The organism is Stenotrophomonas sp. PS02298 (assembly GCF_029959445.1).
Lineage (GTDB): Bacteria > Pseudomonadota > Gammaproteobacteria > Xanthomonadales > Xanthomonadaceae > Stenotrophomonas.
In genome coordinates this window covers 1-12,066 of sequence record NZ_JASCOR010000044.1, presented here as the reverse complement: position 1 = coordinate 12,066, position 12,066 = coordinate 1, and the positions used below count along the sequence as shown (strand labels likewise).

The window sequence follows — 12,066 nt, the reverse complement described above, 5'->3', positions numbered from 1 at the left end:
GCTGGGGGGCGTGCAGCATCACACCTCAACCATGGTTGAGGTCAAGTGATGTCCACGCGGGAGCTGAGTGTAGGTGAAGTGGCCCGGCGCAGCGGTGTTGCGGTGTCGGCCTTGCACTTCTATGAGCGCAAGGGACTGATCCACAGCCAGCGCACGGCCGGTAACCAGCGAAGATTCCAGAGTGATGTGCTGCGGCGTTTGGCACTGATCCAGGCTGCACAACGCGTGGGCATGCCCTTGCAGGCAGTGGCCGAGCGCTTGGCGGAACTGCCGGAAGGGCGCGCGCCCACAAAGGCTGACTGGGCGAAGATGTCCGCGCGCTGGCGAAAGGAACTGGACGAGCGCATCGCGACGCTGCAGTTCATGCGGGATCAGCTCAGCGATTGCATCGGCTGCGGCTGTCTGTCACTGAAGCGTTGCGGCCTGCTGAATCCGCAGGACGTGCTGGGGCAGCGCGGCGAAGGCCCGCAACGCGTGGGCTAGCGTTGCGAGACGGGATCGGCAAGCTGCCGGGTATCGGGAAGAAGCGCCGGCAGCGTTTGCGGTTCGGGCCACGTCGCATGGCCCGGATCGATCAGATTTCAGCTTCGATCAGCGGCATCGCCAAGCGCGAGCGGGTCAGCACCATGCCGAGGTTGGCGGTGCGGCGGCAGACAAACACCATCACGTAATCGGGGTAGCGCTTGCCGCGCATGAAGACGTGGATCAGGTTTTCGCTGTTGACGATGATTTCCTGGAAGTAATGCGCGCCTTCCTGGTCTTCCAGGCCACGTGCGCGACGGAACATCTGCTCGATGCTGCGGATGTTCGGGCCCTGGTACAGGTCGGCGGTGGCGGCGGCGACCAGATCCAGCACTTCGCGCGGATGCGAATCCACGGTGCGCACCGACAGCAGCATGCCGGAGCTGATGTCGACGTAGCCGGCGGCCACGCATTCGGGGATGGAGGCAACGGATTGCTGCAGGGTGGTGTCGAGCGACATGGGGAGTCCTTGCGGAAGGGGGAGAAAAGGAAAAACGATGCCCGTAGGCCGCAGTGCGGCCCGGCATCACTCAGTGTTTGATCAGTCGCAGGCGCGGATCAGCAGGTTTTCTTCCAGCGCATGCAGCAGGTCTTCCTGCTCCTGCGACTGCACGAAACCCGGGTCCAGCGTGCGCAGGCGGCGCAGTGCCTCATTGGCGGTGAGGCCTTCGCGTATCAACCACGCGGCCAGCACCATGCCCGTTCGGCCAAGGCCGGCCAGGCAGTGCACGGCGACGACTTCGCCCTCGCGCAGCATCACCTCGATCTTGGCCAGCAGCAGCTTGGCCCATAGCAGCGGCGGAGCGCCGCGGTCGGCGATGCCCAGGTGATAACTGCGCAGCCCGTAGGGAGCCAGTCGCTCGGCCGGCATCTCGCGTTCGGTGAGGTTGACCAGCACGGTGACGCCCATGCCGCGCAGCAACGCCAGATCGTGATCGATGGCGAATACCACGCCAGGCATCGGGCAACCAGCGAGCTTGCCCGGTACCAGCCAATGGAAGCCGTTGGGGCCGCGCCGGGATGGCGTGGCAGACAGGCGGACCGGTGCTGGTGTCTGCATCGGTGCTGGACGCGCAATGGAAGCTTCGGCCGCAGGCGTGACAGGCTGGCTTGGTATCTTCTCGGCGATCGCAACGGGCGCTGGTGCGACAACACCATCGGCGAGATCCTCAGCGCGCGCATCCGGCGCGGGGACATGGCAGCTGCCGGTGCGCAGGAACTGCGCCAGCACCGGGTGCTGCCCGCTATTGGCAAAGAAGGCATCCACGGGCGCATCAACCTGCACATGGCCGCCGGCCAGCAGGATCACCCGCGAAGCGATACGTCGGGCCTGGCCTTGATGGTGCAGGCTGACCAGGCAGCAGTGGTTGGCGGATAGACGTTCAATCAGCGTGAGCACGGCTTCCGCCTCGGCCGGTTCCAGCTCGCTGGTGGGTTCGTCGATCAACAGCAGCGCGCTACCGCTGAAGGCGGCGCGCAGGATGGCGACCTGGCGAGCGAGTCCGCGCGGCAGGTCGATCACCCGCTGCTGCAGATGTGCGGCCACGGCGGTAGCGCCCAAGGCCTGCAGGCGCGTGTCGATCTGCTCACGCAATGCCTGTGGCCTGTTGCCTGATTGTGGGCGCAGCGCAGCGCTGAGGTTTTCCAGCACGCTGAAGCCAAGTTCGCGTGCGTGTTGTTGCACCAGTACCGGTGGCTGCGTTGCCGCTTCCAGCGGTGCACCTTGGAACAGCAGCGTGCCCCAGCGCCCGCCATGGGCGTTGCTTTGGCCAGACAGCGCTTGCAGCAACGAGGACTTGCCGGTGCCGCCCGGGCCCATCAACACCACGATGCCGGTACCGCTGATGTCCAGATCAATCGACGCCAGCACGGTGCGTTGGCCACGGCGCATGCCCCAGCCTTGCAGCTGCAGCAACGGAGTAGGGGAGTTGTGGACTGGCAAGGACGTCACTCTGCCCGTCGCAAACCCGTTTCTGGGGTCTGCGCGGAATTGGAAAGGCGGCCAGTATGGTTTGTGTTAATTCCATGTCAATTTGACTTTGTGATGTGTGCGGACAACGCGCAACGACCTCGCAAGCTGCGAGGTGATCGCTGCTGCGCAGTCATATCAAATTGATTGGGAAAGGAAATGCGCGTTTTTTCAAGCGCGTTTGCAACCGCGAATAAGGTGCTGGAGTGACAAACAAGACGATGCCTATTGTTTCGGCGGGATTCAGAAATTCCGCTCGAAACGCACGTTTCCTGCGCCTGCATCTGCGCTGATCTGCAGGTCTATGCGCAGCTGATCGCGTGGATGTGCATCGAGTAGGCCGATCAGGTCGGTGTAGTCACCCGTACGCACGGCACGCAATTCGATCTGCTGGCGCTTGCCGGAGAGATTGGTGGCGATGGCTTGTACCTTGCCTTCGGCTGGGAGTTCTTCGCCTTGTTCCAGTTGTCGCAAGGCAACGACAAGCAGGGCGCGGTCGGCTTCGCGCTGCACCTGGTAGCTGCGGGCGACGGTGTCGTTCATGGCCAGCGTTGGCAGCAGGTTGTAGTGCACGCGCAGCTTGCCGAGGTCGGCGTGGCTGGGTTGCGCTTGTTGGATGACGGCTGCGCGCGGGGAGGGTTCCGCGGAGCAGGCGGCAAGGGTAAGCAGCAGGGTGGAGGACAGCGTTAGGGCGAACCGGGGCATGGTGGATTGCTCCTTGGGCTGTGGTGCTTGTTGTTGGAAAAAGGCTTCTTTCTGAGGGTCCAGAAGCTACAAGGCTTCGCCTTGCCCCTCTCCCCAACCCCCGCTCCGCGCCCCGGCCCTTGCGCCAGCGCAAGGGCGTTCGATGGGCAGCGAACCGGTGGTTCGCAAGCTGCCCCTCTCACCCCACGAGGGGAGAGGGGCTATGCGTACGTGCGCCTGACGGACTCTGTACCAGTCAATCGTTCGCAGCAGACAGTTCCTTGCCGCGCTTGGCTGCCGCATCGATGGCCTTCGCCGTCAGTGCTTCAAAGCCGCCGGCCTGGAAGGTTTCTATCGCTGCCTGGGTGGTGCCGCCTGGGGAGGTGACGCGGCGGCGTAGTTCGGCCGGGGCTTCGCCGGCTTCGGTCAGCATGCGTGCGGCACCGAGGACGGTGTCCAGCACCAGCGTGCGCGCCGCATCCGCCGGCAGGCCTTGTTCCAATGCTGCGGCTTCCATCGCCTCGGCGAGCAGGAAGATGTAGGCCGGGCCGCTGCCGGAAACGGCGGTCACCGCGTCCATCAGTCCTTCGTTCTCGATCCAGACGGTGCGGCCGGCGCTGGCAAGGACCTGCTCGGTCTGCGCGCGCTGGGCGGTGGATACGCGCGGGTTGGCGAACAGGCCGGTGACGCCGGCACCGAGCAGGGCGGGGGTGTTGGGCATGGCGCGAACGATGGCCTGATCGCCACCCAGCCAGCGTTCGAGCTGCGCGGCGGTGATGCCGGCGGCGATCGAGGCGACCACCGGCTGCTGTGCGGCGGCGACGGGACTCAAGGCCTCGCAGACGGTACGCATCACCTGCGGCTTGACCGCCATCAACCACAGCCCGGCATGAGCGGCGGCGGCTTCGGCGGCGTTGTAGGTATGCACGCCGAAGTCCTGCGCCAGCGCCTCGCGCAGGGCGGCGACCGGCTCGGCGACATGGATGCGGCTGGCGGCCATGCCGCGCCGCAGCAAACCTGCGATCAGGCTGCGCGCCATGTTGCCGCCGCCGATGAAGGCGACATCAGTGTCGGGAAGGTCTGCGTACGGGCTGCTGGTCATCAATCCAATCTCGGTGCGATCAAGGGGAAGGGCGTTGGCCGAACAAAGCGGTGCCGACCCGGACCATGGTCGAGCCGGCGGCGATGGCTTCGGCAAAGTCACTGCTCATGCCCATCGAAAGTGTATCGACCTGCGGGTACTGTGCGGCCAGGTCGGTAAACAAGGCCTGCATCCGTGCGAACGCGGCCTGGCGTTTGGCCGCTTCCGGGAACGGCGCGGGGATCGCCATCAGACCGCGCAGGCAGAGCCGTGGCTCCTTGGCGACGGCCGCGGCCAGTGCAGCGACCTGCTCCGGGGTGCAGCCATGCTTGCTGTCCTCGTCGTCGATGTTGACCTGGATCAGCACATTGAGGGGGGGCAAAGCGGCCGGGCGGCCCTTGGCCAGGGCGTTGACCAGCTTGCCCCGGTCCACCGTCTGCACCCAGTCGAAGACCTGGGCGGCCAGCTCGGCCTTGTTGGATTGCAGGTGGCCGATCAGGTGCCATTCCAGGCCCAGTTCGGCCAGCTCGGCGATCTTGGCGGCCGCCTCCTGCACATAGTTTTCACCAAAGGCGCGCTGTCCTTGGGCGGCCAGTCCAGCCACCGCAGCGGCCGGCTGCAGCTTGGAGACGGCCAGCAGGCGGACCGGTTGGGAGGGGCTGGAAGCAGCGTCGATCTGCTGCCGGAGGGTGGCCAACGACACGGTTTGCAAAGCATCTACCTCTTACGTGGGAAGGCTTATACTGCCTGCCAGGGGAAACACCTTACATATACTCGCAACGCAGGGGACAGAGCGCGTATGGACATCGCTGAACTTTTGGCGTTCTCGGTCAAGAACAAGGCCTCGGACTTACATCTTTCCGCCGGCCTGCCGCCGATGATCCGCGTGGACGGTGACGTCCGTCGCATCAACATCCCGGCCCTGGACCACAAACAAGTGCACGCGCTGGTGTACGACATCATGTCGGACAAGCAACGGCGTGATTACGAAGAGTTCCTCGAGGTCGACTTCTCGTTCGAGATTCCCTCGCTGGCGCGCTTCCGTGTCAATGCGTTCAACCAGAACCGTGGTGCCGGTGCGGTGTTCCGTACCATTCCCTCGGAAGTGCTGACGCTGGAAGACCTGGCCTGCCCGCCGATCTTCCGTGAGTTGATCGAGCAGCCGCAGGGTCTGATCCTGGTCACCGGCCCGACCGGTTCGGGCAAGTCGACCACGCTGGCGGCGATGATCGACCACATCAACAAGAACGAATACGGTCACATCCTCACCGTCGAGGATCCGATCGAATTCGTGCACACCTCGCAGAAGTGCCTGATCAACCAGCGCGAAGTGCACCGTGACACGCACGGCTTCAACGAAGCCCTGCGCTCGGCGCTGCGTGAAGACCCGGACATCATCCTGGTCGGCGAATTGCGTGACCTTGAGACCATCCGCCTGGCACTGACCGCGGCAGAAACCGGTCACTTGGTGTTCGGCACCCTGCATACCAGTTCGGCGGCCAAGACCATCGACCGTATCATCGACGTGTTCCCGGCTGGCGAAAAGCCGATGGTGCGCTCGATGCTGTCCGAGTCGCTGCGTGCGGTGATTTCGCAGGCGCTGCTCAAGCGCGTCGGTGGCGGTCGTGTGGCCTCGCACGAAATCATGGTGGCAACACCGGCCATCCGTAACCTGATCCGCGAAGACAAGGTGGCGCAGATGTACTCGTCCATCCAGACCGGCCAGCAGGTGGGCATGCAGACGCTGGATCAAAACCTGCAGGATCTGGTCAAGCGCAGCCTGGTCACGCGCAGCCAGGCCAAGGAATACGCCAAGGACAAGCGTCTGTTCGAGTAATTCCAGGTTTCGGGATTAGAGATTCGGAATTCGGGATTCGCAAAAGCCGGAATCGACGGGGCGCCGTGGAGTCATCCCACGCCCTGTCCCGGCTCTCCATCGGGAGCCAGACATGAGCACTATTGATTTCACCTCGTTCCTCAAGCTGATGGCGCACCAGAAGGCGTCGGACCTTTTCATCACCGCCGGCATGCCGCCGTCGATGAAGGTCAACGGCAAGCTGTCGCCGATCACCCAGACACCGCTGACGGCGCAGCAAAGCCGCGACATGGTGCTCAACGTGATGACGCCGGCGCAGCGCGAGGAGTTTGAGAAAACCCACGAATGCAACTTCGCCATCGGTGTATCCGGCGTGGGTCGCTTCCGTGTGAGCTGCTTCTACCAGCGCAACCAGGTAGGCATGGTGCTGCGTCGCATCGAGACGCGCATTCCCACCGTGGAAGAGCTGAACCTGCCGCCGGTGATCAAGACGCTGGCGATGACCAAGCGCGGTATCATCCTGTTCGTCGGCGCGACCGGTACCGGCAAGTCGACCTCGCTGGCGGCGATGATTGGTTACCGCAACCAGAACTCGACCGGCCACATCATCACCATCGAAGATCCGATCGAATTCGTGCACAAGCACGAAGGCTGCATCGTGACCCAGCGCGAAGTCGGCATCGATACCGACAGCTGGGAGGCAGCGCTGAAGAACACCCTGCGACAGGCGCCGGACGTGATCATGATCGGCGAAATCCGTACCCGCGAGGGCATGGATCACGCGGTGGCGTTCGCCGAAACCGGCCACCTGGTGCTGGCCACGCTGCACGCCAACAACGCCAACCAGGCGATGGATCGCATCATCAACTTCTTCCCGGAAGACCGTCGCAACCAGTTGCTGATGGACTTGTCGCTGAACCTGAAGGGCGTGGTGGCACAGCAGCTGGTACCGACCCCGGACGGCAAGAGCCGCCGCGTGGCGATGGAAATCCTGCTGGGCACGCCGCTGGTGCAGGACTACATCCGCGACGGTGAAGTGCACAAGCTCAAGGAAGTGATGCGCGACTCCGTGCAGCTGGGCATGAAGACCTTCGACCAGAGCCTGTTCGAGCTGTACCAGGCCGGCGAGATCAGCTACGACGATGCCTTGCGCTACGCCGATTCGCAGAACGAAGTGCGCCTGCGCATCAAGCTGTCGCAGGGCGGCGACGCCAAGACCTTGTCGCAGGGTCTGGATGGCGTGGAGATTGCCGAGGTTCGCTGAGTCTTGCGGGCTTGGTTGTTTGAAAAGCCGCTCCTTTTGGGGCGGCTTTTTTGTTGGGGGGGCGGGGAAGATCAAGATCAAGATCAAGATCAAGAGCACCCCTCCCGAACCCTCCCCTTCGCTACGCGAAAGGGAGGGGCCAAGGCCGAGCCAAAGCGAAAGCCGAAGCCGAAGCCGAAGCCGAAATCTTGGCGGAGGCCGCTCTTCCCCCTCCCTTTCGCGTAGCGAAGGGGAGGGCCGGGGAGGGGTGCTTTTGTTTTTGCTCTTGCTTCCAGCTCCCGCTCAAGTCAACACCGCCCGGGCAATTTACCGCCCCATCCAAGCCGGCCCAATCGCCGCAATCTTCACCATCACCGGGCAATCCTCCCGGTGCGCGCCCGGCAGGTAGCCCAAGCTCATCAAAAATTCGCCGGTGATCTCGCCGCCGGTAAACCGGAACGTCTTCTTGAACAGCCTCACCCAGTCCGCCTTGGGCAGCGGATGATGCGCGTCCAGCCATTCGGCGAAGCCGCCATGGGAGGCACGCAGCCCCTGGATTACCTGCGCGTTGTGGATCGCCGCTGCCACCTTGAGCCGGTTGCGGATGATGCCGGCATCGGCCAGCAGGCGGGCGACATCCGCCTCGCCATAGGCCGCCACCGCGTCCACGTCGAAGCCGCTGTAGGCGCTGCGGAAGCCTTCGCGCTTGCGCAGGATGGTTTCCCAGCTCAAGCCGGCCTGGTTGATTTCCAGTAGCAGGCGCTCGAAGAGTTCGCGTTCGTCGCGCTGCGGGAAGCCATACTCGTTCTCGTGGTACGGCCCGTGCACGGGGTGGCCCGGGGCGAAATCACAGTAGTAGGTCATGGGCATGTCCGCGTTAAGGTAGGGCCGATTATCGCCCCTGCGAGGCGTCAGGCAGCCGCAGCCGGTAGAATGCAGACATGTCTGCGCTGTCACCACCTCTTTCCAATCACCTGCTGGTGGCTTTGCCGTCGCTGGTCGACCCCCAGTTCGCGCGTAGCGTGGCTTTGATCTGCCAGCACGACGAAAACGGCGCCATGGGCGTCGTGGTCAACCAGCCCTCCGATTTCACCCTCGGCGATGTGTTCGCGCAGATGGCGATCGATACCGACGATGGCGACCTGCGCGCCGTGCCGGTGCTCAATGGCGGGCCGGTGCACACCGAACGCGGTTTCGTCATCCATGACGACGCCCGCGAATGGGATTCCAGCCTGAAGGTGGGCGATGGCCTCTACCTGACGACGTCCCGCGACATCCTCGAAGCCATGGCCCGTGGCGAAGGTCCGCGCAATGCCCTGGTCACGCTCGGCTGTGCCGGCTGGAGTGAAGGCCAGCTGGAGCAGGAACTGGCGGAGAACAGCTGGCTGACCGTGCCCGCCGACGTTGCCGTGCTGTTCGAAACACCGCTGGATGAGCGCTGGCAGTTGGCCGGCGCGCGCATCGGCGTTGATCTGTTCCTGGTCACCGGATACAGCGGCCGTGCTTGAGTCCAACACACTTTCCACCAGCAGCACGGTACTGGGCTTCGATGTTGGCTCGCGCCGCATCGGCGTTGCCATTGGCAGCTCGCTGGGCGTCGGCGCGCGTGCGATCGCGGTCGTCGATGTGCATGGCAATGGCCCGGACTGGAACGCGCTGGACAAGCTGCAAAAGGAATGGCGGCCGCAGGGCATGATCGTCGGCGATCCGCTCACCCTGGAAGGCGAGGACCAGCCCAACCGCAAGCGCGCGCACGCCTTTGCCAGGCAGTTGCAGCAGCGCTACAAGGTGCCCGTATTGCTGGTGGACGAACGTTCCAGCTCGGTCGAGGCCGCGCAGCGCTTTGCCGTGGAGCGCGCCGAAGGCCGCAAGCGCCGCCGCGATGCCGCCAACCTCGACGCCGTTGCCGCCGCCGTCATCATCGAGCGCTGGTTGTCGGCGCCGCACGAAGCCACCCCTATTTCCTGACTGTCGAAGACCCTGCCATGACCGCTTCGCAACTTGATGCCCAAGGACGCCTGCGCCACCTGCTGACCCTGGATGGGTTGCCGCGGGAAACCCTGCTGCAGCTGCTCGACCGTGCTGGCCAGATCCGCGATGCCGCGGTTGGCCGGATCAACAACAAGCGCGCGGTGCTCGCCGGTACCGGCGTCTGCACCCTGTTCTTCGAGCCCTCCACCCGCACCCGCAGCTCGTTCCAGCTGGCGGCGCAGCGGCTGGGTGCTGACGTACTGAATTTCGATGCTTCCACTTCTTCCGCGCGCAAGGGCGAGACCGCCAGCGACACGCTGAAGAATCTGGAAGCGATGGGCGTGCGCGGCTTCATCGTGCGCCACCCGGATGATGGTGCGGTGGCCGAACTGGCTGGCGTGGCTGGCGAAGGTACCGCGCTGATCAATGCCGGCGACGGCCGCAGCGCGCACCCGACCCAGGGCCTGCTCGACATGCTGACCCTGCGGCAGGCCAAGGGCAGCGATTTCTCCAAGCTGAAAGTGGTGATCGTCGGCGACGTGAAGCATTCGCGCGTTGCGCGCACCGATCTGCAGGCGATGCGTACCTTGGGCGTGGGCGAGATCCGCGTCTGCGGTCCGCAGTCGCTGTTGCCGGAGGATGGCATCCTCGATGGCTGCGTGGTCGGCCATGATTTCGACGCGATGCTGGAAGGCGTGGATGCGCTGATGATGCTGCGCCTGCAGCGCGAGCGCATGGAAGAGGGCCTGGTGCCGTCGCTGGAGCAGTACCACGCGCAGTACGGCCTCAACAGCGAGCGCCTGAAGCGCGCCGCCAAGGACGCAGCGGTGCTGCACCCGGGCCCGATCAACCGCGGCGTGGAAGTCACCGACGAAGTGGCCGATGGTCCGCAGTCGTGGGTGCTGCGCCAGGTTGCGAACGGCGTCGCCGTGCGCATGGCCGTGCTGGAAACCCTGTTGGGCTGAGTTGGCAGTGGCAGGGCACTGCCCCTGCCAGTGCTGATGAACCTGCGCTTGCAGGCAACACCGTGGAGCAACAAGTATGGATGCGAATGTGAAAGCCGGGCCGGTGCGGTCGGACCTGCTGACGATGTTGGTGTTGCTGGTGCTGGCCGCTGTGATCTGGGTGCCTGCGCTATGGACTCCGTTCTGGGGGGATGACTACGTCTTCCTGCATGCGGCGCGCTTGGCCAATCTGGCCAGCCAGCCGTGGTCGGAAACCTTCTGGCCAGTGCAGCCGGAACTGTTCTGGCGGCCGCTGTCGCAGACCGCGTGGTGGCGCGTGGTTGAGAGTGTGATGGGTGGCAATGTGCTGGTCGCGCACTCCGTCATGCTCGTGTTGCAGTTGCTGGCCGCACTCGGCGTTGGCGTACTGGGACTGACCATCGCACGCGTTGCCGGTTGGCCGGCGCGTTGGGCCGTGGCGGGCTTGAGTGCGGGTCTGTACGGTGTATTGGCCGTCAGCCTGCTGACGGTGCATTGGGTTGCCGCAGCCAACAGCCCGCTTTTGGTGCTGTTGACCACGCTGTTGCTCGCAGCATGGCTGGCTGCCTCCACCGCGACCGCAGGCAAGCGCGCGCTGTTGCTGGTGGTGGTGCCGGGCCTGCTGGCCCTCGCCCTGCTCAGCAAGGAGTCGGCGATCCTGATGCCGGTGCTGATGCTGATCTGCAGTCTGTTCACCGGCGCGCGCATGCGCCGCGGCGAGTGGCTGGTTCTGATCTCATGCGTGGTTCTTGGCGGAATCTGGCTGCTGCTGCGGCAGAAAGCCACGCTGCCTCCAGCGCCGCAGTACGCCTACGGTTATGGCGGCAACCTGATCAAGAACGGTGCATCGTTCGGTGCGTGGTTGCTCAACGTGCCACGTGAGGCGCTGCGCATGATCGCCACCGGCGAGCTGCTGAAGGGCGCCGTCTGGGCGCTGCTGGCAGCCTTGCCGGTTGTGCTCGGCTGGGTGCTGGCTGCAGCCAAGGGCGGATGGCGGCGTCTGGATCGTCGCCAATGGGGGTTGCTGGCAGTGTTTGCCGTTGTCGCCTACACACCTTACTTCCCGCTGGTCTGGAACAGCTACGAGTATTACGCCGCGATTTCCGCGATCCTGCCCGCCATCGTGCTGGCGCGATTGCTGCAGGGTCGCCGGATCGCTGTGCTGGTAGCGGTGTTGATGGCCGTGTCGTGCTGGGTGTCGGTGGCTGGAACGCGCTGGCTGGATCACCCGGGTCTTATCGGTCGCGCGCGCTGGGCGGAGGCATCCGTGCAGCAGTTGTCCGCGCAGCAGCTGAAGGCCCCGTTGTGGGTGCATGTCGCCGACGACCAGCGTTTCTATGCCATTGGCGTGCATGGTCTGGCATGGCGACTGGACGTACCGTTGGAGCAGATCCACGCGGTGGACGCCTGCCCGTCGAGCGGCTCGGGTACCTGTCTGGAAATGGATGCCGAAGGACGATGGGCCCATCGTCCAGTGGCGCCTTGAATTGCAGGTTGGGTGCAGCTTCTGCAGGCAGGGATTGCGCGTGTAGCCCCGCCGTAGAGCCGAGCCGTGCTCGGCTGTGGCATTACCGGGAAAGCCTCTGCCGAGCATGGCTCGGCACTACGCTCCCTCCTTTGCGCCGAAGGCGCAGGGGAGGGTTGGGGAGGGGGAGCTTTTGTGGCTTTTCAGGCAGTGTCAGCTTCGCGGCTTACGCCGCTCCTACAAGCTGTTTGAGATTGGGTGGTGCCCACTGTAGAGCCGAGCCATGCTCGGCTGGGCGTTGCCGGGAAAGCCTCTGCCGAGCATGGCGCGGC

The 12,066-nt window shown here is 64.5% G+C and carries 13 protein-coding genes; 7 read left to right on the top strand and 6 right to left on the bottom strand.

Features of this window, described 5'->3' with window-relative positions; all coding sequences use genetic code 11:
* The first annotated feature begins 48 nt into the window (after positions 1 to 48).
* Positions 49 to 483 carry a redox-sensitive transcriptional activator SoxR gene (gene soxR / locus QMX78_RS08800; protein ID WP_282268518.1) on the top strand — a complete coding sequence of 145 codons (435 nt, stop codon included), beginning with the start codon at positions 49 to 51 and terminating at the stop codon, positions 481 to 483.
* Positions 484 to 574: 91 nt separating this feature from the next.
* On the opposite strand, the gene QMX78_RS08795 is transcribed toward soxR, so the two are convergent.
* From QMX78_RS08795 to QMX78_RS08775, 5 genes are all read right to left on the bottom strand, one after another.
* Positions 575 to 982, bottom strand: coding sequence for a hypothetical protein (locus tag QMX78_RS08795; protein ID WP_282268515.1), 408 nt, complete (start codon positions 980 to 982; stop codon positions 575 to 577).
* Positions 983 to 1,063: 81 nt separating this feature from the next.
* Positions 1,064 to 2,464, bottom strand: coding sequence for an ATP-binding cassette domain-containing protein (locus QMX78_RS08790; RefSeq protein WP_282268513.1), 1,401 nt, complete (start codon positions 2,462 to 2,464; stop codon positions 1,064 to 1,066).
* A 270-nt stretch (positions 2,465 to 2,734) separates the two neighbouring features.
* Positions 2,735 to 3,196, bottom strand: coding sequence for a DUF4426 domain-containing protein (locus QMX78_RS08785; protein WP_282268511.1), 462 nt, complete (start codon positions 3,194 to 3,196; stop codon positions 2,735 to 2,737).
* A 235-nt stretch (positions 3,197 to 3,431) separates the two neighbouring features.
* Positions 3,432 to 4,277 (bottom strand): pyrroline-5-carboxylate reductase, encoded by an 846-nt coding sequence (proC, locus tag QMX78_RS08780; RefSeq protein ID WP_282268509.1) that lies wholly within the window; start codon positions 4,275 to 4,277, stop codon positions 3,432 to 3,434.
* 19 nt (positions 4,278 to 4,296) lie between these two features.
* Complete coding sequence (locus QMX78_RS08775; protein WP_282268507.1) at positions 4,297 to 4,959, bottom strand: YggS family pyridoxal phosphate-dependent enzyme; 663 nt, start codon at positions 4,957 to 4,959, stop codon at positions 4,297 to 4,299.
* Between the two features lie 96 nt (positions 4,960 to 5,055).
* Here QMX78_RS08775 and QMX78_RS08770 point away from each other — a divergent pair, with 96 nt between their 5' ends.
* Both QMX78_RS08770 and QMX78_RS08765 read left to right on the top strand, forming a co-directional pair.
* Positions 5,056 to 6,093, top strand: a complete 1,038-nt coding sequence (locus QMX78_RS08770) for a type IV pilus twitching motility protein PilT (protein WP_282268504.1) — start codon at positions 5,056 to 5,058, stop codon at positions 6,091 to 6,093.
* A gap of 112 nt (positions 6,094 to 6,205) precedes the next feature.
* Positions 6,206 to 7,336, top strand: a complete 1,131-nt coding sequence (locus QMX78_RS08765) for a PilT/PilU family type 4a pilus ATPase (RefSeq protein ID WP_282268502.1) — start codon at positions 6,206 to 6,208, stop codon at positions 7,334 to 7,336.
* Positions 7,337 to 7,642: 306 nt separating this feature from the next.
* Here the strand turns inward: QMX78_RS08765 and QMX78_RS08760 are convergent, their stop codons facing one another.
* Positions 7,643 to 8,179, bottom strand: a complete 537-nt coding sequence (locus QMX78_RS08760; protein WP_282268500.1) for a DNA-3-methyladenine glycosylase I — start codon at positions 8,177 to 8,179, stop codon at positions 7,643 to 7,645.
* 77 nt (positions 8,180 to 8,256) lie between these two features.
* On the opposite strand from QMX78_RS08760, the gene QMX78_RS08755 reads away from it, so the two are divergent.
* From QMX78_RS08755 to QMX78_RS08740, 4 genes are all read left to right on the top strand, one after another.
* On the top strand, positions 8,257 to 8,823 hold the full coding sequence (locus QMX78_RS08755; protein ID WP_282268498.1) for a YqgE/AlgH family protein: 567 nt from the start codon (positions 8,257 to 8,259) through the stop codon (positions 8,821 to 8,823).
* Complete coding sequence (ruvX, locus tag QMX78_RS08750; RefSeq protein ID WP_282268496.1) at positions 8,816 to 9,283, top strand: Holliday junction resolvase RuvX; 468 nt, start codon at positions 8,816 to 8,818, stop codon at positions 9,281 to 9,283. The genes QMX78_RS08755 and ruvX overlap by 8 nt, the downstream gene beginning before the upstream one ends.
* A gap of 17 nt (positions 9,284 to 9,300) precedes the next feature.
* Positions 9,301 to 10,251 (top strand): aspartate carbamoyltransferase catalytic subunit, encoded by a 951-nt coding sequence (locus tag QMX78_RS08745; protein ID WP_282268494.1) that lies wholly within the window; start codon positions 9,301 to 9,303, stop codon positions 10,249 to 10,251.
* Between the two features lie 76 nt (positions 10,252 to 10,327).
* Positions 10,328 to 11,755 (top strand): hypothetical protein, encoded by a 1,428-nt coding sequence (locus QMX78_RS08740; protein WP_282268492.1) that lies wholly within the window; start codon positions 10,328 to 10,330, stop codon positions 11,753 to 11,755.
* Positions 11,756 to 12,066 lie beyond the last annotated feature (311 nt).

Bases quoted from the DNA above. Each gene is read 5' to 3' on its own strand.
- QMX78_RS08755 (WP_282268498.1), top strand. From the start codon at position 8,257: ATGTCTGCGCTGTCACCACCTCTTTCCAATCACCTGCTGGTGGCTTTG.
- QMX78_RS08795 (WP_282268515.1), bottom strand. From the start codon at position 982: ATGTCGCTCGACACCACCCTGCAGCAATCCGTTGCCTCCATCCCCGAA.
- QMX78_RS08785 (WP_282268511.1), bottom strand. From the start codon at position 3,196: ATGCCCCGGTTCGCCCTAACGCTGTCCTCCACCCTGCTGCTTACCCTT.
- QMX78_RS08740 (WP_282268492.1), top strand. From the start codon at position 10,328: ATGGATGCGAATGTGAAAGCCGGGCCGGTGCGGTCGGACCTGCTGACG.
- QMX78_RS08765 (WP_282268502.1), top strand. From the start codon at position 6,206: ATGAGCACTATTGATTTCACCTCGTTCCTCAAGCTGATGGCGCACCAG.
- proC (WP_282268509.1), bottom strand. From the start codon at position 4,277: ATGACCAGCAGCCCGTACGCAGACCTTCCCGACACTGATGTCGCCTTC.
- QMX78_RS08760 (WP_282268500.1), bottom strand. From the start codon at position 8,179: ATGACCTACTACTGTGATTTCGCCCCGGGCCACCCCGTGCACGGGCCG.
- soxR (WP_282268518.1), top strand. From the start codon at position 49: ATGTCCACGCGGGAGCTGAGTGTAGGTGAAGTGGCCCGGCGCAGCGGT.
- QMX78_RS08745 (WP_282268494.1), top strand. From the start codon at position 9,301: ATGACCGCTTCGCAACTTGATGCCCAAGGACGCCTGCGCCACCTGCTG.
- QMX78_RS08770 (WP_282268504.1), top strand. From the start codon at position 5,056: ATGGACATCGCTGAACTTTTGGCGTTCTCGGTCAAGAACAAGGCCTCG.